The organism is Thermoleptolyngbya sp. C42_A2020_037 (assembly GCF_015272455.1).
In the GTDB taxonomy this organism is placed as follows: Bacteria; Cyanobacteriota; Cyanobacteriia; order Elainellales; family Elainellaceae; genus Thermoleptolyngbya.
Genome location: NZ_JACYLP010000005.1, coordinates 22,908 through 47,033 on the forward strand (window position 1 = coordinate 22,908; position 24,126 = coordinate 47,033).

The 24,126-nt window shown below is 56.8% G+C and carries 26 protein-coding genes; 10 read left to right on the forward strand and 16 right to left on the reverse strand.

Annotation, left to right across the window (positions count from 1 at the left end):
• Window positions 1-371: 371 nt before the first annotated feature.
• From IGS16_RS00985 to IGS16_RS01005, 5 genes are all read right to left on the reverse strand, one after another.
• The gene (locus IGS16_RS00985; RefSeq protein WP_297082536.1) at window positions 372-2,048 is read right to left on the reverse strand and encodes a GUN4 domain-containing protein; all 1,677 of its coding nucleotides are present in this window, start codon (window positions 2,046-2,048) and stop codon (window positions 372-374) included.
• Between the two features lie 241 nt (window positions 2,049-2,289).
• Window positions 2,290-2,976 (reverse strand): 5'/3'-nucleotidase SurE, encoded by a 687-nt coding sequence (gene surE / locus IGS16_RS00990; RefSeq protein WP_297082538.1) that lies wholly within the window; start codon window positions 2,974-2,976, stop codon window positions 2,290-2,292.
• Window positions 2,977-3,000: 24 nt separating this feature from the next.
• Window positions 3,001-3,720 (reverse strand): hypothetical protein, encoded by a 720-nt coding sequence (locus tag IGS16_RS00995; RefSeq protein WP_297082539.1) that lies wholly within the window; start codon window positions 3,718-3,720, stop codon window positions 3,001-3,003.
• A gap of 93 nt (window positions 3,721-3,813) precedes the next feature.
• Window positions 3,814-4,431 (reverse strand): SRPBCC family protein, encoded by a 618-nt coding sequence (locus tag IGS16_RS01000; protein WP_297082541.1) that lies wholly within the window; start codon window positions 4,429-4,431, stop codon window positions 3,814-3,816.
• Window positions 4,432-4,699: 268 nt separating this feature from the next.
• Window positions 4,700-4,939, reverse strand: coding sequence for a hypothetical protein (locus tag IGS16_RS01005; protein WP_297082542.1), 240 nt, complete (start codon window positions 4,937-4,939; stop codon window positions 4,700-4,702).
• Between the two features lie 183 nt (window positions 4,940-5,122).
• Between IGS16_RS01005 and IGS16_RS01010 the strand changes: the two genes are divergently transcribed.
• From IGS16_RS01010 to IGS16_RS01020, 3 genes are all read left to right on the forward strand, one after another.
• Entirely contained in the window at window positions 5,123-5,362 is a 240-nt protein-coding gene (locus IGS16_RS01010; protein ID WP_297082545.1) for a helix-turn-helix transcriptional regulator, read from the forward strand.
• Between the two features lie 224 nt (window positions 5,363-5,586).
• Window positions 5,587-5,814: a helix-turn-helix transcriptional regulator gene (locus IGS16_RS01015; RefSeq protein WP_297074963.1), complete on the forward strand. Its 228-nt coding sequence runs from the start codon at window positions 5,587-5,589 to the stop codon at window positions 5,812-5,814.
• A 163-nt stretch (window positions 5,815-5,977) separates the two neighbouring features.
• Window positions 5,978-8,134, forward strand: coding sequence for a hypothetical protein (locus IGS16_RS01020; protein WP_297082547.1), 2,157 nt, complete (start codon window positions 5,978-5,980; stop codon window positions 8,132-8,134).
• Between the two features lie 180 nt (window positions 8,135-8,314).
• Here the strand turns inward: IGS16_RS01020 and IGS16_RS01025 are convergent, their stop codons facing one another.
• Window positions 8,315-8,758, reverse strand: a complete 444-nt coding sequence (locus tag IGS16_RS01025; RefSeq protein WP_297082549.1) for a DUF1269 domain-containing protein — start codon at window positions 8,756-8,758, stop codon at window positions 8,315-8,317.
• Window positions 8,759-8,955: 197 nt separating this feature from the next.
• Between IGS16_RS01025 and IGS16_RS01030 the strand changes: the two genes are divergently transcribed.
• On the forward strand, window positions 8,956-9,432 hold the full coding sequence (locus IGS16_RS01030; protein WP_297082550.1) for a methylmalonic aciduria and homocystinuria type D protein: 477 nt from the start codon (window positions 8,956-8,958) through the stop codon (window positions 9,430-9,432).
• On the opposite strand, the gene IGS16_RS01035 is transcribed toward IGS16_RS01030, so the two are convergent.
• From IGS16_RS01035 to IGS16_RS01045, 3 genes are all read right to left on the reverse strand, one after another.
• Window positions 9,429-9,818 carry a hypothetical protein gene (locus IGS16_RS01035; RefSeq protein WP_297082552.1) on the reverse strand — a complete coding sequence of 130 codons (390 nt, stop codon included), beginning with the start codon at window positions 9,816-9,818 and terminating at the stop codon, window positions 9,429-9,431. The two genes, IGS16_RS01030 and IGS16_RS01035, sit on opposite strands and share 4 nt — an antisense overlap.
• 124 nt (window positions 9,819-9,942) lie before the next feature.
• Entirely contained in the window at window positions 9,943-10,245 is a 303-nt protein-coding gene (rpsN, locus tag IGS16_RS01040; protein ID WP_172353256.1) for a 30S ribosomal protein S14, read from the reverse strand.
• Window positions 10,246-10,348: 103 nt separating this feature from the next.
• Complete coding sequence (locus IGS16_RS01045) at window positions 10,349-10,855, reverse strand: hypothetical protein (protein WP_297082554.1); 507 nt, start codon at window positions 10,853-10,855, stop codon at window positions 10,349-10,351.
• Between the two features lie 197 nt (window positions 10,856-11,052).
• Between IGS16_RS01045 and IGS16_RS01050 the strand changes: the two genes are divergently transcribed.
• Window positions 11,053-11,736, forward strand: a complete 684-nt coding sequence (locus IGS16_RS01050; protein WP_297082556.1) for a TraX family protein — start codon at window positions 11,053-11,055, stop codon at window positions 11,734-11,736.
• A gap of 116 nt (window positions 11,737-11,852) precedes the next feature.
• Here the strand turns inward: IGS16_RS01050 and IGS16_RS01055 are convergent, their stop codons facing one another.
• A complete protein-coding gene (locus IGS16_RS01055; protein WP_297082558.1) occupies window positions 11,853-13,268 on the reverse strand; it encodes a tetratricopeptide repeat protein in 1,416 nt (471 codons plus the stop codon).
• Between the two features lie 715 nt (window positions 13,269-13,983).
• Here IGS16_RS01055 and IGS16_RS01060 point away from each other — a divergent pair.
• Window positions 13,984-14,697, forward strand: a complete 714-nt coding sequence (locus IGS16_RS01060) for a MotA/TolQ/ExbB proton channel family protein (protein WP_297082559.1) — start codon at window positions 13,984-13,986, stop codon at window positions 14,695-14,697.
• 74 nt (window positions 14,698-14,771) lie between these two features.
• Entirely contained in the window at window positions 14,772-15,458 is a 687-nt protein-coding gene (locus tag IGS16_RS01065) for a biopolymer transporter ExbD (RefSeq protein ID WP_297082561.1), read from the forward strand.
• Here the strand turns inward: IGS16_RS01065 and IGS16_RS01070 are convergent.
• The 3 genes from IGS16_RS01070 to IGS16_RS01080 form a co-directional block, all read right to left on the reverse strand.
• Complete coding sequence (locus IGS16_RS01070) at window positions 15,455-17,692, reverse strand: AAA family ATPase (protein ID WP_297082563.1); 2,238 nt, start codon at window positions 17,690-17,692, stop codon at window positions 15,455-15,457. The two genes, IGS16_RS01065 and IGS16_RS01070, sit on opposite strands and share 4 nt — an antisense overlap.
• Window positions 17,679-17,867 carry a hypothetical protein gene (locus tag IGS16_RS01075; protein WP_297082564.1) on the reverse strand — a complete coding sequence of 63 codons (189 nt, stop codon included), beginning with the start codon at window positions 17,865-17,867 and terminating at the stop codon, window positions 17,679-17,681. The genes IGS16_RS01070 and IGS16_RS01075 overlap by 14 nt, the downstream gene beginning before the upstream one ends.
• Window positions 17,868-18,081: 214 nt before the next feature.
• Window positions 18,082-18,954, reverse strand: a complete 873-nt coding sequence (locus IGS16_RS01080) for a lipid kinase (RefSeq protein WP_297082566.1) — start codon at window positions 18,952-18,954, stop codon at window positions 18,082-18,084.
• A gap of 14 nt (window positions 18,955-18,968) precedes the next feature.
• Here IGS16_RS01080 and IGS16_RS01085 point away from each other — a divergent pair, with 14 nt between their 5' ends.
• Window positions 18,969-19,139 carry a hypothetical protein gene (locus tag IGS16_RS01085; RefSeq protein WP_297082567.1) on the forward strand — a complete coding sequence of 57 codons (171 nt, stop codon included), beginning with the start codon at window positions 18,969-18,971 and terminating at the stop codon, window positions 19,137-19,139.
• Entirely contained in the window at window positions 19,136-21,577 is a 2,442-nt protein-coding gene (locus IGS16_RS01090) for a GH116 family glycosyl hydrolase (RefSeq protein WP_297082569.1), read from the forward strand. Before IGS16_RS01085 ends, IGS16_RS01090 begins: the two co-directional genes overlap by 4 nt.
• Here the strand turns inward: IGS16_RS01090 and IGS16_RS01095 are convergent.
• The 3 genes from IGS16_RS01095 to IGS16_RS01105 all read right to left on the reverse strand — a co-directional run bounded on the left by IGS16_RS01095 (window position 21,558) and on the right by IGS16_RS01105 (window position 23,596).
• The gene (locus IGS16_RS01095) at window positions 21,558-21,932 is read right to left on the reverse strand and encodes a rhodanese-like domain-containing protein (RefSeq protein WP_297082571.1); all 375 of its coding nucleotides are present in this window, start codon (window positions 21,930-21,932) and stop codon (window positions 21,558-21,560) included. The genes IGS16_RS01090 and IGS16_RS01095 overlap by 20 nt on opposite strands.
• 219 nt (window positions 21,933-22,151) lie before the next feature.
• Window positions 22,152-22,979, reverse strand: coding sequence for a PD-(D/E)XK nuclease family protein (locus IGS16_RS01100; protein ID WP_297082573.1), 828 nt, complete (start codon window positions 22,977-22,979; stop codon window positions 22,152-22,154).
• Between the two features lie 29 nt (window positions 22,980-23,008).
• On the reverse strand, window positions 23,009-23,596 hold the full coding sequence (locus IGS16_RS01105; protein ID WP_297082574.1) for a PAP/fibrillin family protein: 588 nt from the start codon (window positions 23,594-23,596) through the stop codon (window positions 23,009-23,011).
• Between the two features lie 160 nt (window positions 23,597-23,756).
• Between IGS16_RS01105 and IGS16_RS01110 the strand changes: the two genes are divergently transcribed.
• Window positions 23,757-23,993, forward strand: coding sequence for a DUF3134 domain-containing protein (locus IGS16_RS01110; protein ID WP_297082576.1), 237 nt, complete (start codon window positions 23,757-23,759; stop codon window positions 23,991-23,993).
• The last annotated feature ends 133 nt before the right edge of the window (window positions 23,994-24,126 follow it).

The following is a 24,126-nucleotide window of genomic DNA, read 5'->3' on the forward strand; positions in this document are numbered from 1 at the left end:
CTACTTTCGCATTGGGTGGGATTGGGTGAAAGCGGCACTAGAGAACGGCTGGCAACTTATCGACCAGGTCCGTTTCACCCATAACCGCGATCCTGAACCCGCTATGGCCTCTCGGAAGCAGCATGAGCAGCGTACCTATCGAATTGAGTTCAAAATACACACGTACTGCTATGTCGCCGATTAGTTTTGTCAGTCAACCAGCTCACCCCCTCAATGCCCAAGATCCGCGGATTTGCTATGTTACAGCAGGCACGTCCTCATTTGCCCCGCTACTGTGGAAAAATCTTTATCGAGAAAAACCGTCTACGGTGTTGGCTATCGACCCAAACCGCTAGCGGCTGTATGAAACTTAGGAAACCAGTTTCCTCAATTCAAAACTGACAGGTAGAAAGCTTTTGGATCAAATTTGAAAAACCCACTCTAAACGAAGTTTTTGGGAAGTGTCCTGCCGGAAATTCTCCTGACTTAATTGGGCGCGAATCTGAACCCCAAATTTCATTTGAATTCCAGCCAACTTGCGTGTTAAATGCGGATAGGATAGTATTTCGCTCCAGCGTTGGCGCAAGCTTTTCTATGTCTAAAAATACTCTCTTTTGGACGCTAAATCCAAACTTGCCTGCGCTATTCTGAACCCACAATCGATCGATGTCACTCAAAACCTCACACGGGACTTGATTTACATCACCTGGAACCAACGAAATCAGAGACGGCTTTCCAACATTTTGTAAAATCAGATTCACTGTTTCTTGATCGGCCGCAATCCAGTTGCCTGATCTGAGAAAACTCTCTAAAGCCTGATAACTAGAATGAGAGGGAGTGTGATTGCTAGATACATCTCGCAAGACTGCCAGGCTTAAAAAGCCCAACCCTATCAACCCTAGACAGCCTAGAGTTTTTTTGCGATTCCGAGTAGAGATACTTGTAAAAGTACGCCCAACGGATTGAATTTTTGGTGTTAGAAATCCTCTGAATCCCAGATATTGATCATGAAGCCGATCTGTCACGGCTTGGGATGCTTGTTTTGTGAATTCAGAAAGCTGTGTAGATCGACTATCTCTCAATCCATTAAACTCGCCTACAATTTGGCTTAGAGGAATTTGCGGCAATGCGAGATTGCTAATTTTTAGCCGCTTTTGTTGAATTTGATTAAGAAGATCTAATACGCTTTTATTTTGACCCTGTGCTGCTTCATTAGCTCGAATACAGAGTTGTTCAGCAAAATCTAGATTTCGTTTTGAGAAGGCCTCTTGAGCGTCTTCCTGAAGCCTTTTTACGTCTTCTAAACGGGCATATTTGGGAAATAAGATAAGGTGGGATTTTTCCAGTGGAGCAATCTTTGTGAAAGGATTTTGTGCTGGAAACTTCTTATACCATTCGCAAACGAAGGGTACACGTCTACGTAAGTGATTATTTAATCCCTCGACTGTAGCACATCTCAATTTTTCTAAATTTTCCTTTCTTGGGTTCAATGCCTCATCAAGGCAATATGTAAATACACCGTGCTGAAGCTCATCAACTTCCCACGAGACTTCTGCTGGACTGCAAGAAGAAATTGTGATGACCCCTTGCCTTGCTTCGCGACTAATTTGGCTTACGCCCCTGTGTCCTTGGTTGCGACAGGCATCTAGAAGAAGAATTACATTATCGGCACCAGATCGGACTAATTGTTCTTGAATATAATCGACCGAAATTCCAGTTGCAGCGACGTTACTAGGATGAGTATCAACGAGCATTAAGTAATCTCGATTAGCATATTGCATCCCGTGACCTGCAAAAAAGAACCATAGGTTATCTCCAGTAGAGAGAAATGGCTCTTTGAACACTTCCAATAAGAATCCATGCAGATAACCGTAGGATGGATAGGTGGGCAAGAGTCTGTGTCCTACGCGCTGAGGCGGAGAATCTTCTGTGAACAGACAGATTTCATCAAATTCTAATTCTTTGAATAGATTGCACATTAACTCAGCATCTTGCTTCGCATACTTTAATGGACTTAGGAAGGTGCTGTATTGGTTGATGCCAACGACAATTGCCCAGTTTCTAGCCATATCTTCAGTATTTTTTCAAGCCTTAACAATCGTTGCCCGTCTATATATTCCTGCTTGCAAGGATAAAGGAGATTTGGAGAAGATTGGCTGCATGGCACAAGTTAAAGAGCAAGCTTTCGCCATAACCACCCACGTTCTTGCAAGGCGCGTCTCGACCGATCGCTCTACTTGCAGCCTATACCAATACCGTGCCACGCCCTGTAGCCTACATCCTGGCTCAATCCAAAATCTAAAATCGCCATCATCCTTCCCACAGCCGGAGCTGCGTAATGGCGATATTGCCCGCAAAGCACACGTCCACATCTGCGCCTGTATCGCGCTGGCGCTGGTTGTAGTTGCCTGCGTAAATGAACGTGTTGCCCTCTACGCGATAATCCGTCGGCAAGGGCTGCGTACAGAGCGGGCAAAATACTAGCGTGGGGTCGGGTGCGCCCGGTTCCAGGTGGGGCAGGTTCACATTCCAAAACGTTCCCGGCAGCGTGCGAGCATTTAGCAAGCGATCCAGCACCAGCCGCACTAGGCGCGTAGACATCTCCCAGTCGATCTCCAGCCCGCGCCGCTTGTATTGTGAAAAGGCGATGCCCGGAACGCGATGCAGCGCTGCCTCGCGCACGGCTGCCACCGTCCCCGACACATAGATATCTGCGCCCAGGTTGCCACCCGCATTCACCCCCGATAGCACCAGCGATCCCTCTGGGCAGAGATGCCGCAGGGCAAGACGGGTGCAATCTGCGGGCGTGCCGCCGACGGCAAAGGCGTGGGGCGATCGCCTCTCGACCGAAATCGGGCGATCGCTCGTCACTTGGTGGCTACAGCCCGAATAGGGCTGCTGCGGTGCGACAATCACGCACTTCTGATCCAGCGCCCGCTGCAACGCCAGCAGCCCCGGTGCGTCAATCCCGTCGTCATTGGTCAACACCACCGTCATGCTTGTCTGCCCAGCCTCCAAGCCCTATCGGCCGCCAAGCCGCAGCATTTCGTCGGCCACGCCCGACTCCTGAATGCAAATGGCATAAAGCTGGAGTTCATTCAGCGGCAGGCGCGATTTTGCCTGTTCGACCGACATGCCCGGAGCCGTGCAAAACTCCCGCACCACCTGGCTATATTGCTCTGGGGTGCCCAGCAGCGTGTCGAGCGTTGTGGGGTCTTGCAGGCTGGGCAATAGCCGCGTCAGGACGGCATCGGTGAGGATGTCGGTAGATGCGGTCGCCGTGGCAGGCAGCAGTTCGCTCTGGGTAATTGCAGTTTGCACGGCCTGACGCAGCACGATTCCACCCTGGGGGCTGTTCACAAACATCCGTAGCATCTCCGGAGACACGCCCGAATTGGACTGCAAAACCGCCCGAAACCCAACCAGGCTGCTGGCCGTCAGCACGTCCGACACGGTGGCGACATAGGCAGCATAGGGAACGCTGGTTGTTGACCCATCGCCACAGCGCACCGCGCCGCTGCTGGTCGGCCCGGCGGCCACATCGACCTTGCCCTGCTCCAGACAGGCTCCAATGGTGGACTGGATTTCCGGCGAAAACATTTGCCCCAGGCGTTGCAGGGCGCTGCTGCGTTGGGGCGAGGGCGGATCGGCTGCGAATCCGGGTTGGAGAGCCAGACCGGGCAGCGCGAGGGCGCTCAAAACCGTCAGTGCGGGGAAAATCTTGGGAAGAGTCCAGGGCATGGTTCAGGAAGGTTGAGGGATGTCTAGGAATATTGAGGTCTGTGCGGGAACTGTTCCATATCCAACTTCCCAAACGTAGCACATGGGCTAGAGCTAGGCAGCCTGGCGATCGCCCAACGCCCCGCCCCGGACATCGCCACACAGCACCCGCTGCATTTGCTGCATATTGCGCGGCAGATCGAGGCGCACGGCCTCCTGAATCAGCGGGGCTGGAATGGGGAGCGAGGGCGCGGCCTCAACGCTATAGGCAAGCAGTGTGCCAAAGCCCAGTGGCTCGATCACCAACTCCGCCAGAAAACGCTTAAAACTGCCCCGTTCCTGCTGAAAGCGAATCTGACGGCGATCGCCCTGCATCCGCTCGATCACGTTCAAATACACCTCCACCTGCACCGACAGCATCAGAAACGTCTTGCTGGCCGCCTGAAACAGCGTTTTTATCCGCGACTCAGTGCATTCGTGCAAGACTTGGCTCTGGGAGATGTCCGGAAAGTACTCTACCCAGCGGGGATATTGGGTCAACTGGCTCCAAGCGCAATCCGGTGACAGGGGCAGGTGCATTTGCGCCGTCACGCCCGTCCCCCACAGGTTAATTGGATGCGGCGTAATCAAAATCTCGCCCCGCAGCAGGCGATCGCGCTCGGCCTTGGGGAGATGCCGGAAGTTGGTTGCCGCTAGCCCAGCCATCGAGTCCGAAAAGGGAAGAGTATTCAAAAGTCTGAGCCTCCTATTGAGTCTCCTTGAGCCTCCTGGAGCCTGCTATGCTGCGCCTCCTAGCCAAACTCGAAACCCATCATGGCTCGAAAGTCTGTGGCAGAAAGCGTTTTTCCAGCAGGCAGCACACATCATCAATAGTGTGCAATGGGGATCATCAGGATTCCAGGGGGTAAACCCTGAAGATTGCAAGAAGATTTGGGCAGGTTTTCGCCCGTTGCGGTTGTAGGGACTATGGGGCGGAGCGTGGGAGGGGCGATCGCGCTTTTCATTCCGGCTTGAAGTATCGCACCAAAATCCGAATCACCTCACCCTCCACAGGCGACGGCAGCGGCGGACTCCACTCGCCCGCCTGGGCAAAGCGCAGGACATGTAGCTCATGCACAATCCGATTTACGCCTGCCGGAGCGCCGCAGATCAGCAGGCGAATGGGAACCCGATCCGCAGGCGCATCGGGAATAGGCGCACGAATGAGATCGGGAACGGTATTTTTGTTTTTCATCATCATGGTTTCTCACTAAGATTGTTTCTGCGTGTCAATTGAAATGACTAATTAAATGACAAACTGAAGGAAAAGGCAGTCCTTTTCTCCAAAGCGACGCTGGAACTCTTGGATTAAGCAATGTGACTAATCATTTTGTTTAGAAAGAGGCTAGTCAAGATGCCTAAACAACTTGTTTAGCTTTCGTCCATGCCCAAAAAGCCAAGCCCCCCATCCCCTACAGAGATTTCGCCCCTAAAACAACTCCGAGAAGAGTTGGGAATGAGTCAAGAAGAGTTTGCTCGCGCCTTGGGCATTTCTGGACAAACCGTCAGCCGCTGGGAACTCAGGAAAAATGTCCCCACCTTTACGGTGCAGCAGATGAAGGCACTAGAGCGGTTACTCCAGACCATTGGTAAAACGATTCTGGATTTGCCAGATCAGCTTTAGAGTCGCTGGGACAGCACACCTCACCCGCTTGGCGATCGCCCTTCAAGTTGTAGGTCCGCAGGGGCGATCGCGTTTCAGGTTTGTCTGGGTGTAAAGCAAGTCTTTTAGAAATTAAACCGCTAACGCTATGAAAATAGATTCTAAGGACAAGAAAGCAGTGCCGGACGAAACCGAGTGATAGCATCACCGCAGACAGCGTGTGTTTGGGCAAAGCGGTAAAAGGCGTGATTCATTGGCGGTTAGCAGTCATCATGGCTGAACGGAATATCAGCAACAATGAATTGGCTGAGATGCTGGGGATGCATCCAACATCCATTTCTCGTATGAAAACTCGACGCCAGTTCACCCGCATTGACGAACCGACCCTGAACGCTCTCTGCAAAGCGCTCCAGTGTCAGCCTGGTGATCTCATGGTTTACGAACCCGACGATTCCAGACCAAACAAGTCATAGCAATGTTCGACTCGAAGGATATGCAGCAGCGCTGCCCTGGCCTGATACTGAATCTAATCCAGTGTTCTGGCGCTAACCTGGTAAAAAAACGTTCTCAACTCCGATTTCTGTGTTAACAAGAGTAAGTCTGATTTAATGCCTCCCGCCCTGCCAGGTCAAATCGATGAGCGAGCCAAACTCTTCTCAAAACGAACAAGCCCAAAACTCGGCAAATCCGCCCTCCCCTTCAAGCTGGTTTGCGGGTTGGGCAGAGTTTTCGACGGAGCCACCCGTAGAAGCCGCACCAGAATCCGCACCCGCAGACCCGGACGTTCCGAATCGTGTTCATCATGTTCCGAGTAATGTTCCGACTGTTTCTAACCCTGAGGCGGCATCATCCTCGGTCGGGTCTTGGGAAGAGTGGCAGCCTGTGAATTTTCCAAACGCCATCAGCGCAGACGCGATTGAGCGGCAGTCTGTATACGGCGAGGCGGCACAGGGCGAGGCAGCGAGTCCGCAGTTGGGTCAGCCGCAGCCGGGTCAGCCGCAGCCGGGGCGATCGCATTTTATCCAGCCCCAGCGCAATACCGAATCGCGCAGTCCTAGTTCGCCCAATACTTCGCCCAATGCAGTGCCTCAATCAGGCCAATCAGTGCCGCCGACCACGCGCCGCATTGTTCCAGAGCGCCCCAGTTGGGATGTGGTGGCTCCAGCCGCTAGTGAGCCGGAGGCCGCTTCTCCCAACGTTGCCGATTTGATTAGCCTGATTCAAGAACTGAACCAGTGCAACAACGCGCTGCTAGATCGCGTGTCGATGCTGGAGGATGCCCTAGAACAGCAGCAGGCTCTTGCGGCAACGGCGATTGCCGCTGACCAGGTGCAGGCGACCATTCAGCCGTTGGAACAGCAAATTATCCAGCTTACAGAGCAACTGGAAGCGACCCAGCAACTGAGCCATCGACAGCAGGTGTTGGCAGAAACCGTGACCCAGGAGCTAGCGCTGAGCCGAGAGCGGATTACGCAGCTTGAGCAAGAGAATCAGCTCGCCCAGCAGCGCTACGAAGAGCAAGCGCAGCGATTGGCTCATAGCGAAGCACTGGTACGAGACTTGCAAACGCGGCTCCAGCGGCAACAGCGCTATACGCTCCAGTTCAAGGCGGCATTGGAGCGTTGTTTGGAGGTTCCGGCAGCCCTGCTGGATGCACCTGGAGAGGCGATCGCCCAGCCCACAGCCCAGCCCTGGCAGGCCCCTGCCGCCGCCGAACTGCTCTCGGCTCCGTCGCTGTTGCCCAAAGCGGCGACGATCCGCCCGTGGTCAGCAGAATCCGCCGAATCAACAGTTCCCCCCAAACTGGTCAATGTCTTGGCTAGCCAGCCCGAAAATGCGGAGGAAACAGCGGCGTGGCTGGGTGATGTGGTTTCCGCAGATGCCCTTTTGACCAACGACGCAGAGAGGGACCGTATGTCCCTGCCAGATTCCAGCCTTGCTCAAGAAGGAATTGATCCAAGCCTGATCAATGCCGAGGGGCCGGAGTCTATCGCTCCGTTGGACGGAAATGGCGATGCTGCAACGGTTATGACGAATGTCATTGCGTTTCAATTTGGATCAGGAGCAAGCCACTCCACGCCAGCAGCGGCCAGTGCGTCGCCAGCGCCAGACCCCGCGAACGCGGCTGCTTCGGAACCGCCTCCCCAAGCCAGTGCAGAACTGCGGACGGATGAACTTTCGGCTGCTGAACTTTCGGCTGCGGACAATGTGCGCTCTCTGTTCCGAGAGTTCACCGACCTGGTAAACGAAGTCGGCAGCGCTCCCAGCACAGACCCGAATGCAGAAACAACCCTCTGGCAAGACCTGGCAAAGCTGGTGGAGGTTTCCGCCGAAGACCTGGTGCAGGCGGGGCTGATTGACCAGTTGGCGGCGCTTTCAACCGAGGCGATCGCCCCCGATGGCGAAATCCATCCCACGCAGCCCGCAGACGACCCCTCCCAAAATACGCTGCCACTCGCGCGGCGTGGCGCTGGGGAGTCTCAAATTCAGCCCCCGTCAGACAGCTCAGCGCCCCAATCTGCTGCCTTTTCACCTCCTGCTTCGGCACCGATTCCCCCCATGCCGCCCCGACCGGTGCCCGTACAACCCAAATTGCTGACCATGCCCTTTGAAACCCATCGCTGGGCCGCTACGGCAGCAGAGTCCGCGGCTCCGGCTCGTCCGGATCGCAGCAATCCCGAAGTGACAGCTCCCGAAGCCAAAGCGAATCTTGCCCCCGTAGTTTACCCCACGCGCCCATCCAAGAAGCTGTCGTCGCTGGCTGCCATCGATCTGCCCAATTTCCCTAAATAAGCTAAATAAGCTGCCTTAAATAGCCTGCGTTTCCGAAACCCGGTTTTTGACATCGATGATTTTGGATTGGCGATTTTGGATAGCCAGTCAAGCGTCTGTGGGGCTTTCGATTTTGGATTTTGGATTGGCGATTTTGGATAGCCAGTGAAGCTTCTGTGGGGCTTTCAGGGATAAAAGTCTTTATGGCATCGACTGTTTGAGCGCTTCGCGTTTGGCATCGGGCAGCGGCGTTTTGATGACGATGGGGCTGAGCGCAAACAGTTCTTCGACGACGCGATCTACAGCTTCGGCATGAACCAGCACCAGCAGCGCAGACGAGTTGGGCTGGAGGGCTTCCTCGACCCGGAGGAGGAAATCGGGGTTAAAGATTTCCTGGGCGATCGCCAGCGAGCGATGAAACACCACTGCGCTCAGGATGCCGCCCCACAGGTCGTTGCTCAGTTCGCCCACAGGCTCCAGCAGGTCGTGGTAGGCTTTGACCCGGATTTTTCCCTGTGCATTTTTGGTCACGACCACCGCATCTTCAAAATCTGCCAGATGGGACTGCTCGCGCTTCAGCAGATCTAGCAGCGCATGGTCGGCTGCCAGCTTTTGGTCAAACACCACGACAATTAGTTCGCTCATAAGTTAGTAGTTCATTTGTAGCTTGGTAGCTTGGTAGCTTGGTAGCTTGTTCTCTCGCCGTTAAGGACGCTCAGCCCGTGCCATTGGGTGGCCCGTGCAATAGGGTGAGTGATTCGCCTAAAATGGCGTAGCCCAGCGTTCTGAATCCTAACGGGTTTGTCTGACCCTTTTGGTAAAGACGGGTTTAAGAAAGTCTAGTGCAGTATTCCATCCATCCGCCCAGCGACTATATTTTGCAGCACCAGTCGCGGCTGCTTCCTGCTTGGTCGCAGGCTATTGCGTCGGTGTTAGTGATGCTGCAACCCAGCCAGTTTGCGCTGCTAGAGCAGACGCTCGACACAGAGCAAGAAAAGGAAAAGCTGCGATCGCACTTCCTGAACCAGGGGAGGGCGATCGCCCTGGCGCTCCAGCAGCAGGGACATCTGGCAGACCTCTTCGACCCGCGCACGGGCTGGCCGATTCTCTCTGCCAGGGGCACACTGCCGCTGGACGATGTGGCCGTAGCGCGAGCGGCCCTGGGCTACTCAACGGATCGCTGCGGCAACTGTCGCGTGATTTTACATCCCCGCCTGGGGACAGCAGTCTACCCGTCTACGCTGGTGTCGTCGGCTCCAGTGGAGACGCTAGAGGCGATCGCCCAGCAGGTTCTGGGAATTGCGGCTCCACAGTGCTAGCACGAAGGAGACTCGCAACTGGGTGAATTAGTTTGCGACACCAATTCGGGAGGGGCTGGGGATTTTAACTTGCGCGAATACCACCACTCACGCTGCTCCGGCGACAGCTTGAGCCAGTACAGGGTCACCACAAACGGTTCATTGGCGTGTTCCTGACCCAGGATTTCCACCACGTAGGAGGGCGAAGAGCGGGCCCCCACGTCGGGCACCAGCCGTCGCCCAATGCGCCGCCAGCTTGGCTCTTTGCCGCGCCACTCTAGCCGACAGCAGGGGTAGGGCAACTCTTCCCGGTCGAATAGGCGGCAGCAGGGCCCCAGAATGCGATAGGTATAGCAACAGCCCGGACTCGAAAAGACTTGTCCGGGCTGGAGTGGATGCTGATTCAAGACTTATGCGACGAAATCTTAGTGCCGTATAATCTGACGGCGATGAGCCGCCAGCTATTAAGCCAAACAGTTCAGCGAAACAGTCAAGCTAGAAAGAGTAGTCCGGGAAATATTCCCAAACGCCCTACCAGCTAGACTTCACCACGCCGGGGAGCAAACCCTGGTGCGCCATTTCTCGAATGACGTGACGCGACAAGCCAAAGTCGCGATAATAGCCCCGAGGCCGCCCAGTCATCCAGCAGCGGTTGCGCTGGCGAGTGGGGGCGCTGTTGCGAGGAAGCTGCTGGATCTTCCGGTGAATTTCGAGCTTTTCTTGCTGCGATTCAGCCTTTGAAAATTCTTCCAAAAGGGCTTCTCGCTTAGCAGCATACTTTGCCGCTAGCTTTTCACGCCTTTTCTCACGCTCGATCATGCTCTTCTTAGCCATGAATACTCACATTCACCTTTTGATTTAGACAGTGTTCTCTATTGTAACAGCTTGAATCCCAGTCCTGCCAGAAAAATTTGAAGCAGCAAGCGATTCTGATGCCCTACTCTTCGGTAGAGGCGATCGCCGCAGGTGGTTTACTTTCGGCAGGAGCAACACTCTCGGCTGAAACCACAACAGGCGACGGAGCAACCACCGAGGGCGCACTAGACCCAGCAACAGGCGGGCTAGGCGGCGCTACAGGTTCAGGCGGCTTTTCGGACAATCCCAACTGCTTGCGGGCTGCGGCGACCACCGACTCCAGCGTCGATTTGCCCGAATCCAGCAGTTTTTTGCCTGTCTCAGGGGTCAAAAGCTTCTCTGGCGAGGGTTTTTCGGCGGTGGTTAGGTCGTTCACCCAAGCGCGGGTTTTTCGACCAGCCGCGATGGAATTCTCTAAAAACCAATCAATGCCAACCAGCGCCAGACACAACACCAACCACAAAAAATTTCCGGTTTCCCTTAAAATTTTCCAGGATACATCCAGTGCTTCTCGATAGGTTTTTGCGGTGCTGGGTTCCGTAATCAACGTCCAGAGTTTGTTAGCCTGATCAGAAAGTTGTTTACTCATGATTGTTCTAGGGGCGCATTGTCAAACCAGAAGGGTGCGTTCAGGTCAAAATCAGGTTGAACTTAGGGTTTCACTATCGCTCCTCAAGTCCACGTATACACTAGCAGCCTTGTTTGAGGTTGCCTAGTAGCGATATCCCTAATTTCCTGGCCAGACTTTCAGATTGGGGACGCTCAGGTAAATCTAGATCTAGCACTGTGTCTTCAGACCTTTCGGCACGTTTTGCAACGCTGACCAATTACCAGATCAAGCTGCTGGCGGCGGGGCTGATGGTGATCGATCACATCGGTTACGTCTTTTTGCGCGAGACGGACTGGGCCATGCTCTGCTATGGCTTGGGGCGGCTCAGTTTTCCGCTGTTTGCGTGGCTGCTGGTGCAGGGCGAGGCCCACACGCAAAATTTTCGCCAATATGCGCTGCGGCTGCTAGGGATGGCAATCCTGTCGCAGCCGATTTATCAACTCACCTTTGGGATTGCGCTATTTGAGGATTTCAATATTTTATTTACGCTGCTGCTGGGCTTGCTGTGTTTGCGGGCGGTGCGGCAGTGGCCCCGCTGGGCAGTGCTGATCTGGCTGGTGGGGGCGATCGCCGCTGAGTTGGCGAACTTTAACTACGACACTTATGGCATTGCCCTGATTGCGCTGATCGGCAACTACAAGCCAACGCCGCTGTGGTGGACGGTGTGGTGCATTTTCACCGCCCTGACGGTGCTGGTCATGTCAGGAAATCTCCAATTTCTCGCGGGGTTTGCTGCCCTGATCTTCGCCTGTGCCAACCACAAGCGCGGCCCCAAGGCGCGATGGTTTTACTGGTTTTATCCCGCCCACATAGGTTTGATTGGGTTGGTGGCCCTTTGGCTCAACCCTCCAGCAGGCTAGATTCCAAACCCTCTCGCGTCAGCGTCATGGAGTAATCCGCCCCGTGCCCAGATGACTGGAGGGACGGAGGCGTGTTCCCCTCCAAGGAGGAGGAAGCAGCTCCCCTACCCTCAAAATCACTGGAGGGCTGACATTTCGGCGATCGCATTTCGGTAGCCCTCGGCGCGGCTCTGCTGGCGATATAGCTCGGCAGACTGGCGCAGGTCGGCCAGCGCCCCAGCGCGATCGCCCAGCCGCCGTTTGGCAATTCCCCGGTGATAGAAACTGTCGGCATCTTGCGGGTTGAGCCGGGTTGCCTGGTTGAGGTCGTTGAGGGCACTGCGGGCATCGCCTAGCCGCAGCCGCACCGCGCCGCGTTTGCCATAGGCCTGGGCGTTGTTGGGTTCGAGGGCGATCGCCTGGGTCAAGTCTTGGGCGGCCCCTGCAAAATCGCTCTGGGCCAGACGGGCCTCGGCGCGGGCCATCATCAGGCTGGCACTGTTGGGCTGGCGCTCGATGGCGCGGGTATAGTCGGCGATCGCCCGCTGCGGTTCGCCCATCTGCATCAGCACGTCGGCGCGGGCTTTGTAGGCAGGGGCATAGTCTGGCGACAGCGACACGGCCTGGTTGAGGTCGCTCATGGCTCCGTCCAGGTTACCACCTGCGGCCCGCAGCACGCCCCGGTTCATATAGGCGGCCGTATAGCCCGGATCAAGCCGAATCGCCTGGTTAAAGTCGGACAGGGCAGCGCGGCGATCGCCCAGGGTTCCTGCCGCATAGCCCCGGTTGAAATAGGCCACGGCGGAGGTATTGTCTTTGGCGACGGCCTCGTTAAAGTCCCGCAGGGCCGCTTCTAGGTCGCCCTGAGCAAAGCGGGAACTGCCCCGGTTGAGGTAGGCATCGGCATAGTTCGAGCGCTGGCGGATCGCCTGGTCATAGTCGGCGATCGCCGCGTCGTGGTTGCCCTGTCGCGCCCGCACCACGCCACGATTCAGGTAGGCTTCGGGATAATTTGCCTGGAGCGCGATGGCCTGATTCAAGGCGGCGATCGCCCCGTCGAGGTCGCCCGTTGCCGCCCGGGCCCGCCCCTGGAAGAGATATACCTCAGCCCGGTTTGGCGTAAGCTGGGCTGCCTGGTTAAAGTCGCTGAGGGCGGCGCTAGCATTGCCGACGCTGTAGTATGCCACGCCGCGATTGAAATAGACATCGGCGTAGTTGGGGTTGAGTTGCAGGGCAGTGGTGTAGTCGGCGATTGCCGGTTCAAACTGACCCAACCCAGCGTAGGCCGCACCCCGCATGGCATAGATGGCGGCGCTGCTGGGGCTAAAGCTGAGGGCCTGGGTAAAGTCGGCGATGCTGCCGCTGTAGTCGCGATTGTTGAGCTTGGCAACGCCGCTGTCGTAGGCCCGCTGCGCCGCCTGGGGCACGGGTTGGGCGATCGCCCCCGCCAGTCCCAGTCCGCCAATCCACAGCACCGCCAGACCTGCAACCAGAGAACCGCGCACTGCTGACCGCTGGCTGAAAGGGCAGATTCGACGGGGCGATCGCGTCAAAGCTGGTTGGAATAATCGAGGCTGGGACGGGAGAGATTGTGACGGTAGATGAGCAGGATAAAGTTGTTGCGCTCGATGCATCGCGGTTTTCCCCATGATGTTTCCCCATGATTCAGTAGTGGCGAGTTCAGTTCAGGAGCGAGTCCAGTGAGCAAATTACCGCTTCTGGTCTGGCAATTGTCAAGCAGAAGCAGAAATGGTCTGCTAGGAACAGTCAGACAGAAATGGTCAGGTAGGAATTGTCAGACAGAAAGGTCAGACACAAATGATCAAATTCAGTCAGGCTGCACCCATACCCCAAGTTTCTGCCCCAAGTTTCTGCCCCAAGTTTTGTGCCCTAAGTTTTGTGCCCCAAGTTTCTGCCCAAAGTTTCTACCCAAAGCCTTCTGCCCAAAGTTTTCTCCAGAGTGCCCAGCTTTGCCCAAAATCTTAAAGGGTCGTCTAACCCAGAACTCAAGCCCCTTGCGTTACGTCTTGCTGCCAGGAGGGGGCAAAAGGGAGAGGTCGAGAGCCATCTTTGAAGGATGCCAGACTGAGAAAATCCTTGGAAAATCAAGCACTTCGGCGCTTTTCATCGACTCTCTTGAAACCGGATTGGGAAAGGTTGCTAAAAATTCTCTAAAATTGAGACGGCCTGGAGCGGATACCGGATTTTAAGCCAGAACCTCTCCCGATTCGCGTACCCACCAGTCATGGATGGAGGACAAAAAATACTGTGAATATTGGTGAGCTTTTTTCTAAGGGCGGCTTTGTGATGTGGCCGCTGCTGCTGCTCTCGATCCTGTCGCTAACGGTGGTGATCGAGCGCGTCCTCTTTTGGTGGAAAATTTTGACCCGTGAACGAGAAACTGCCGGACGGGTGCTAGAAGCAGCCCAGCGCGATTGGCGATCGGCGGGAGATTTGGCCCGCAGTGCCATCGATCAGCCGATTGGACGCTTTTTGAATGCGGGTCTAGAGCTAAAAGACCAGGAACCGGACGTGGTGCAGTTGGCGATGGAAGCCAGCGCTCAGGAAGAACTCGCCGCCATGCACAAGGGCGACAAGATTTTGGAAGCCGTGATTGCGATCGCCCCGCTACTGGGCCTGCTGGGAACGGTGCTGGGGTTGATTAATTCTCTCGGCTCGATTCGGCTGGGCGATCTAGGCACGACGGCGACAGAAAACGTGACGCTGGGCATTTCTGAAGCGCTGATCACCACTGCAACGGGGCTAATTATCGCGATTGTGTCGCTGGCGTTTTATCGCGTGTTTCAGGGGCTGATTGCTCAACAAGCCAAGATTTTCCAGAAAGCAGGCAATGAACTAGAACTGCTCTATCGCAAGACTTGGAGCGGGCAGAATGCCGGACGTATCGCCAAAAAAGCCAACTCTAGCGCGATCGCCCCAGACCCTTCGGGCACCAGCGCCGAAGCCGCAGAGCCGTCCTGAGGGTTTTAGCCCGCCCGCTTCAGCACAGGGGCCGTCTCACTCCATCTCCCTAACGTTTCTCCAAACCGCTGGCTATGAAAATCCTCAACCCCGGATCGCAGCAAGACGACGTGCGGATCGAGCTAATTCCGCTAATCGACGTGATCTTTTGCATCCTGACCTTCTTTATCCTGGCAGCGGTGTCGCTGACGCGCCAGTTTGCAATCAACACCGATTTGCCCAGCGCCTCTACAGGCGTGGCCCAAATGCGACAAACCAAAATTGTGACGATCGATCCGGTCGGTACGCTGTATTGGGATGAAGACCCCGTAGATGAGTCGCGCTTGGTGCAGTTGATGCAGCAGTTTCAGCAAGAGTCGCCTGATGGAACGATCGTGCTAAATGCGCCGCCCTACGCCAGCTACGACAGCGTAGTGCGGGTTTTGGACTTGCTGCGGGCCGTGGGGGGCGATCGCGTTGCGTTAGCCGTCACACCCACAACTCAAAATCCAACTGAGCAAATTGCACCCGGTCAGCCTGGCTTCTCAACGCCCGGTGGAGCGCCGGGATTGAATAATCCCGGTCTGGGCAATCCCGGTCTGGGCAATCCGGCAACGCCGCTCGATCCCTTTGGCTTGCCGACTGTGCCGGGCGATCCACTCGGAACGCCTTCTGCGCCGCTGCCTCGCAGCAATGGTGGCAGTCCTGCACAGCCCGGTGGCGGTGGCGCAGGTCAGTCCTCCCCCGGTGCTCCAGCGCTACCGCCTGCGGGCCAGCCCTAGAGGCTTGGTGAGGGCTTGGGGTGGGCTTTGACAAAGGCGATCGCCCCTCGCCATTGCACCGTCTGATGGCTCAAGCATTGGCGTAATAGCGTCTGAATCTGGTTCAGATCCGCATCCGAGAGGAATTCGCGGATGTGTTCCGCATAGGTGGGCTTGGCACTGGCAGATGCAAACCAGCGGTCAATCAGCGCGGGTGAAATCAACAGTTCCGTTTGCGTGTGTTCCAGCGCAATCTCTGCGGTGAACCCTGCTTGATCAAATAGCGTTTCCAGGTCTTGTACATCCCAGGTCATGCTCCAGACCGCGGCACTTTCGTAAAGCTGTTCCTCCGCTTTGCGCCAGCAGTTCAGTAGCCTGGATGGAATGCGGTCTGAGGGAATGAGCTGGTGCAGGCGCTGCGTATGACGAGGCATTGTCTCTGCCAGGAGCAGATACCCTTCAGGTTGCAGCAGCAATTTCCAGGCTTGGAGCCATGTGTCGGGAGGGGTGATCGCATTCAAAAACACGTTCCGACCCATGAGCCGATCGAAACGCAGGCTTGGAGACTCGGCGTGTAGCACAGCGGGTAAATTGGCGATCGCGCTGTGTAGCACCACGGGACGCAACAGTTCCGGCAGCGCGGCCGCCTGTTCTCGCAGCGCCTCAGCATCCTGGGGTTGGGGCGCACAGGCATAGACCCCGCCTTCGGGAACACGCCGCACGGCCTCCCAGGTCAACAAGCCGCTGCCCGCATTTAGGTCGAGAATCAGATGATGCCGCTGGGGCGGAGCCAGGGCAAAGAGGTGATCGCGCACCTGGGCTAGCCGTTCCCCCGATTGACTCAGCGTCCGTTGCAGCCACCGCTCTACGCCCGCATCAGCCGGGCCAAAGGTCAGCACCTCCGGCAGCGCCACGCCCACGCCCTCCAGCAGCGCCGCCAGTTGCGCCTCGCGTCGTCGCGCCACCGCTTGCTGGATTTGCCCCTCATAGCCCTGATCCGACGGCTGATAAAACACCTGCCCCTGCAAGCTGCCCGGAAGATACTGCTGCGCCACCCAGTGTTCGCGATAAGAATGGGGATAGAGATAGCCTTTGCCGTGCCCAAATCCATCCTGATCTCGATTGGCATCACGCAGATGGGTGGGCACTTCGGCTTCGCGTTCGGCTTCGACGGACGACAGCGCATCAAAGAAAGCCATCACGCTGTTCGACTTGGGACAAGTCGCCAGATACAGCGCCGCCTGCGCCAGCGGATAGCGCCCTTCCGGCATTCCCACGCGGTCAAAGGCTTCGGCGCAAGCGTGGACAACCACCACTGCGTTTGGGTCGGCCATGCCCACATCTTCCCCCGCTAGGATCAGCATCCGCCGAAAGATAAAGCGCGGATCTTCGCCTGCGTAGACCATGCGGGCCAGCCAGTAGAGTGCCGCGTCCGGGTCGGAACCGCGCAGGCTTTTGATAAAGGCACTGATGGTGTCGAAGTGGGCATCACCTTCTTTGTCATAGAGGACGGCGCGTTTTTGGATAGATTCTTCGGCAACTTCCAAAGTGATATGAATCGTTCCGTCTGCGTTCGGAGGCGTGGTTTCGACGGCGAGTTCCAGCGCGTTCAGCAATGTGCGAGCATCTCCGTTTGCTATGTTGACTAAGTGTGTGCGAGCGGCTGGATCGATCTGTACCCGGAGCCTACCATAGCCGCGATCGCCATCCTGCAAGGCATGATCGATGACTCGTTCCAGATCCCGTTCCGTCAACGGCTTAAGCTGAAACACTCGCGAACGGCTAACCAACGCCTTATTCACCTCAAAGTAGGGATTCTCGGTCGTTGCGCCGATCAGGATCACCGTGCCGTTTTCCACCCAAGGCAGCAGTGCGTCTTGCTGAGATTTGTTAAATCGATGCACCTCGTCCACAAATAGAATCGTGCGCTGACCGTACATACCGCGCGTTTCCTGAGCAAGGGCGATCGCCTCTCGAATCTCCTTCACCCCCGCTAGCACTGCGTTAATCGACAGAAAGCGGGCGCGGGTCGTGTTGGCAATCACCATCGCCAGCGTCGTTTTTCCGGTTCCCGGCGGGCCATAAAAAATCAGCGATGAGAGTTGATCTGCCTGAATGGCGCGGCGCAGCAGTCGCCCTTCGCCCAGGATATGCTCCTGCCCGATGTATTCTGCTAGGGTGCGCGGCCGCATCCGAGCTGCTAGGGGCGCTTCGGCGGCGGTGAGTTGCTGTCGGTGCTGGTCAAACAGATCCATTTTCTACTGCGCCGAGGGCGATTAGCGCAACTTTTTGTGGCTCCGTCAGCCCCATCACGCCGGTAATGTTCATGCCTTCGTAGGGGCGATCGCCCAGCGCCAGAAACGCCTCCCAACTCGCTTTGACCCACGCATCGGTGACCAAGTTTTGCGGTGCGGGTAAGGTATTCACCATTGGCTAAGGCTCCTTTGCGGGGCAACGTTGACCCATGCCAGTCTACCCTTCGACTGCGATGATCTCAGTGTACTCAAACTCGTTGGGGCTGCGGCAGGGAGATTAGGATGCTGGTGGTGAATTCATTGCGAATCTGGGCACTACTCTTGCAAAGGCTTGATCGCAACGAGAAGAGATTTGTCAGTTAATCTGCCTCTCACTCTTGAAGCAGTCCCTAATCTGCCACCAGAACGGTGAGTGCTTGGGGAATCACACGAAAGGTGGCGGGGGTTGCTGTGGTGATCTCGCCATCAGTGTTAATCGCGTGGGGTTCGCGGGTGTGAATTTCAATTTCCTGACCATGCAAACCGCGCACCCAGGGAAGGCTGGCCTGCTGGCCGCGGCGCATCTTCCAGAGCAGGGGAATGAACTGCCACAGGTGCTTCACCTCCAGGCTGTAGAGGTCGAGTCGCTGGTCATCGATCGCCGCATCCTCAGCGATCGCCATCCCTCCGCCGTAGTAGCGACCATTGCCGACTGCGATTTGGAGCGTTTTTACGGCGATTGTCTCCCCATCCACCCGGATCTCGGCTCGGAAGGGGTGCAGTTGGGTGAGGGCTTGAACGGCGGAAATGGCATAGGCCAATATGCCCCAGCGCTGCTTCATGCCCTGGGAGAGGCGACGGGTAATTTTGACGCTGAGGCCAAGGCTGGCAACATTGAAGAAATACTTGCCATTGACCCAACCCAGATCAATAGAGCGACGCTTGCCCTGGGCGATCGCGCGACAGGCATCTGGGACACTTTGCGGTAGTCCAAGGGTACGCGCCAGGTCATTGGCCGTACCCAGGGGCAAAATTCCTAGCGGCAACTGAGTCTCCACCAACACATCAACCACTCGATTGAGGGTGCCATCGCCGCCGCCGATAATCACCAAATCCAGATCATCTTGGTGCTTGCGGATCAGATCTACGAGTTCGCCCGATCGTTTGGAGGGCACCAGCACCAACTCAAACTCTAGTTCATCCAAGATGTCAACCGCTTGAGCCAGGCGCTTCTTCCCGCTGCGGGCATTGCGATTCACAAAGATGAGGGCACGTTTGCTCATGGGAGGGCTGGAGGTTGCGGGATGCTGCTTACAGGATAGCGAAGTCGGAGCGATCGCCCAAAGGTGCAGGGACTTGCAGAATTAAGGGCGATCGCCCTGACCCCGATCGCCCTGACCCCGATCGCCCTGACCCCGATCGCCCTGACCCCGATCGTCCCAACCGCAGGTGTAGAATCGGGAAATGAAAAATTTCCCCGGTTCCCCAACTATCCCCACCGCCGCCTGGACGCGCCCCATTGGGCAAGGCTGGGACAAGCCCTACACCGTCCGCTATGCCAGCAACTTGGACGATGGCCCCTGGCACGGGATGCCGCTGGGGGGCTTTGGGGCGGGCTGCATCGGGCGATCGCCCCGGGGCGACTTTAACCTGTGGCATATCGACGGCGGCGAACACTGGTTTCAATCCATGCCCGCCTGCCAGTTCAGCGTGTTCGAGCAGTCGGCCGAGGGCACCCGGGCCTATGCGCTCGTAAAGGAAGCAGATGAGCGTGGGCTATGCCCTCCAGCCGTCGCGCCGCTGCCCGAAAATCCTGGCACGTATCACGCGCTGTATCCGCGCAGTTGGTTTGCCTACGATGGCGGGCTTCAGGCAAATTTGGTCTGCGAACAGTTTTCGCCAATCTGGGCCCACAACTACCAGGAACCGAGCTATCCGGTGGCGGTGTTTGTGTGGACAGCGCACAACCCAACAGACGCGCCGATCACGCTGAGCCTGATGCTGAGTTGGGAAAACATGACGGGCTGGTTTACCAACACGCTAAAGTCGCCGGATGTGAAGGTGCGCGATGATGGCAGCCCGGTTTACAAATATCAGCCCCGCATTGGCGAGAGCGAGAGGAACTTTAACCAGTGGCGCACTGAGGGAGATGCCGCAGGCTGCGTGCTGGGGCGAAGGCTGGAAGCGCCGCCCGCCGAGGGGGATGGGCAGTGGGCGATCGCGCTGTTGCGGAGTAATATTGCTGACCAGACCTCCCAGGCGGAAGTCTTTTATCACACCCGCTGGAATCCGACGGGCGACGGCAGCGACCTGTGGGCAACTTTCTCAAAAGATGGCTCGCTGCCCAATGTGTGCGACGAAACCCCCGCCAGAGCCGGAGAAAGAATTGCGGCGGCGATCGCCCTCCGGGTTACCCTGGCTCCGGGCGAAACGCGGGAGATGCCGATGGCGCTGGCGTGGGATTTTCCGGTGACGGAGTTTGCCGAGGGCGTGAATTACCTGCGGCGCTACACCGATTTCTTTGGCACAACGGGGCAAAACGCCTGGGCGATCGCCCGTACCGCGCTGGCGCAGTATCGCACCTGGCAAGCGCAGATTCAGCAGTGGCAGCAGCCGATTCTCGACCGGGGCGACCTGCCCGACTGGTTCAAGATGGCCCTGTTTAACGAACTCTACGCCCTGACGGACGGGGCGACGCTGTGGAGTGCGGCGACGGAGCGCGATCCGGTCGGTCAGTTTGCCGTGGTGGAATGCCTGGACTACCGCTGGTACGAGAGCCTGGACGTTCGGCTATACGGCTCCTTTGCGCTGTTGATGCTGTTTCCAGAACTGGATAAAGCCGTGCTGCGAGCCTTTGCCCGCGCCATCCCCGCAGAAGACCCTACGCTTCGCAAAATCGGCTACTACGCCACTCAGGGAACGGAAAGCCCGCTGGTTCCCCGCAAGCTAGCAGGAGCGACACCCCACGACCTCGGCGCACCCAACGAACACCCCTGGGAAAAGACCAACTACACCAGCTATCAGGATTGCAACCTCTGGAAAGACCTGGGAGCCGATTTTGTCCTCCAAGTTTATCGAGATTTTGTGCTAACGGGCAGCACCGATACGCAGTTTCTTGAAGACTGCTGGCCCGCCGTCGTGGCCACCCTGGACTACCTGAAAACCTTCGACCTAGACCACGACGGCATTCCCGAAAACTCCGGCGCACCCGACCAAACCTTCGATGACTGGCGTTTGCAGGGCATCAGCGCCTACTGCGGCGGGCTGTGGATTGCGGCACTGGAAGGGGCGATCGCCCTCGCGAAGTGCAGAGGTCAGCACTCCAACCCAAACGCTCCCCCTCCCACAGATTCCCCCGAAACCCGATGGCAAGAATGGCTCACCCAATCCCGCGCCATCTTCCACCCGACGCTGTGGAACGGGCAATATTACCAGATCGACAGCGGCAGTGGTTCGGACGTGGTAATGGCAGATCAGTTGTGTGGGCAGTTTTATGCACGGCTGCTGGGGCTGCCGGATGTAGTGCCGGAGGACTGTGCCCGGTCGGCGCTGAAGACAGTGTATGAAGCGTGTTTCCTGAAGTTTCACGACGGCAAGTTTGGTGCAGCCAACGGGCTGCGGCCGGACGGGTCGCCCATGAACCCGAAGGATACGCACCCGCTGGAGGTGTGGACGGGCATCAACTTTGGGCTGGCGGCGTTTTTGTGGCAGACGGGATTGCGGGATGAAGCCCTGCGGCTGGCGGAAGCCGTCGTGTGTCAGATCTACGACAACGGCTTGCAGTTTCGCACACCAGAGGCGATTACGGCAGTGGGCACGTTTCGCGCCAGCCACTACCTGCGGGCAATGGCGATTTGGGGAATCTACGGCGTAATGACAGATTTTGCTACGCTGCGATCGCTCTAGCGGTTTCTACCGGAAAACCAACCGCCTTCCATGCGGGCATCCCGCCGCGCAATTCCGACACGTTGAGGAACCCAGCAGCGCGGAGCTGGGCAGCGGCGATCGCCGTTTCTTCATCGGTATAGCCGTAGACGTAGAGATCGCGCTCCAACTCCAGATAAATCAGCGCCGTGTCCACTAGCTCAGCCGTGGGAATCGAGACTGCGCCTTCAATGTGGGCAGCGTTAAACTCTGGGCGATCGCGCACGTCGATAATCGTCAGCGCAGGCTCGCCCCAGTCCAATCGAGCTTTCAAATCGTAGACGTTGGACTTCGGACGGAGCGGCGGCGGTGTGGGAATTAGTCCAAAAAGTCGCATAGCGCAGTGCAGTTGTGTGAGGTGAGCAGGAGGAACCAAAAGGCAGCCACAAGGAAGAACCGCAGTCAGGTTACAAACCCGCCGTTATGCAGATTTCTCCCAAACTCCTAATTCCTAACCCCCAGCCCTTTCTATACCTGCACTGTAACAACATTGCCCAAAATTTACAAACTTTTGTATCTGAACCTTGACGAACGATCCGCCGCGTGGCAAGTCTATTCAAAAATCTAGGGGGATTTCGGCGATCGCGCTTAGGTCTGGCAGCGGCAGCAACGGGCTGGCGGTGGGTTGGGAATCGCCCCAACAGCGGATGCCCGGCCCACAGAGGGCGCAGTCGTTTCGCAAATCCTGCTGGCGGGGGAATGGCTCGCCCTGGTCGTAGCGCTCTAGCCAGTGGGTCAGGCGTTGCAGTCGTTCGCTCAGGTCTTGACGAGTTTGCTCATGGGCCGCTCGGCTGTAGGGAAACGCTAACCGCTGCGGCTGCGGGGTCGATGCGCCCGGTGGCGTGGCCCGCACAAACCAGTAGGTCATCGTGATTTGCTCTGGCCCATAGTCGCTCGTTTCCGCCAGCACAAAGGGATAGAGCCGCGTTTGCCAGTGTTGCGCCAGCCATTGCGGCTGCTTGGGTTTGCCGTAGGTCTTCCAGTCCAGGATTTCAGCTTTGCCCGGCTGTTGCACTAGCAGGTCATACACCACCGTCAGCAGATAGCCCTGAAACAGCAGGCTGCGGCGGTGTTCGCTCTGGCGCTGCTGGTCGGGATTGGGCGCAAACACGTCTGGCGCAGCTTCTACAAATTCCCACACGCACTGCTGCAAGGCCGGATCGGCCGGAGTCAGCGCGGCAATGGGCAGCCCCAGTTCTCGCTGCTGCATCAGCAGGTGAAACTGGCTGCCCCAGTCGAGGTTTTCCTGCTGGTCGGGGCTGGGGGGTGCAGCAAGCTGATCGAGATAAACGTGCTGAAACTGGCGTGGACACAGATCCAGCAGGTTAAGCTGTCCCTGAGAAATCCGCATGACGGGCGATCGCCCCATAGTGCCTCCCTTCAATCCTGGCGACCCATCAACCTGCAAATCCCCTAAACTCGGGTCAGCACAAACACGCTGCCCTCGTTGCCGCGCCCAATCCGCAGGTCGTCGTCTAAGTAGGTAATGTCTAACCAGCCTTTGCGATTGCCAGGGTCAATGCGAAAGTCGGCGGCGGCGAAGCGTTTGCCGCTTTGGATGTCCTGAATGAACTGGCTGGGGTTGCGATAGCCGATCAGCCGTTGCAGCCCAAAGATGCCCCGCTCAAAGCCTACATCCACGCGGCGATCGCTCACGGGGTCAAACCGAGCCGCAACGCTGACCAAGCCCTCCAGCAGCGGCAGGCTAGTCACTTCGGCAATATTAAACACCTGCTGCGTTTTGACACGGATGCACTGATAAATTTGCCCCAGCCTCAGGACGGGAAAGCGCCCAATGCCCAACAGTTCAGTGCTGGTAGTGTAAAGCAAGCGCCAGTTGCCGTCGAGCTTGTCTGCGGCTTCGAGCGGTCGCGGCGTGGGGTTAAATTCCTCTAGTCGAGCCACTGCCGCCAGGATCGCCAGGTTGTCTGCTTCGGATGCCAACAGGCCCCGATTTTTGCCGGCGATCGCCTGCAAGAGTTCCGCTTTGCCAAGGGTCATGGGTGCGCCTGCTAAGTAAATGCTTTGATGCTGAAAGGCTGATGGGGAAAGGGACGAGGGCGATCGCCTAAGCTATCCAAAACTCATCGTTTTAGCCAAGTTCCATCCGTCTCATCCGTGACGGATTACACTAAAGAGTATATAGAGATTTGAAAAGACAATGCGTAACCCTGCTCTGCGTGAAATTCCCCGCAACCAACTGGCCGAAGTGATTCCCCTCCAGCGCGATGCGTCTATTTTGGACTGGCTGGAAGGAACGGGGCGACTGCTGGCTCGCGAAAGCGGCGACTTCGACTTCTCAGATGACGAAGAAGAAATTAACGAGCTGATGGCGGGCGAAGACAACAGCTACGACCTGGATGATGATGACGACGACGTGCTAGATCTGGACGAATAGTGCTTTGTCAAAGCCCGATTTTAGGGTTGACCCTCAGTTCGTAGTCGGCGCTTTAGCGCTAAAGCGCTCACTACAAGCCTTAATTTACAACGTTGACGCACCACTAGGACGGTGTTTTGCACCAGCCTGAGGG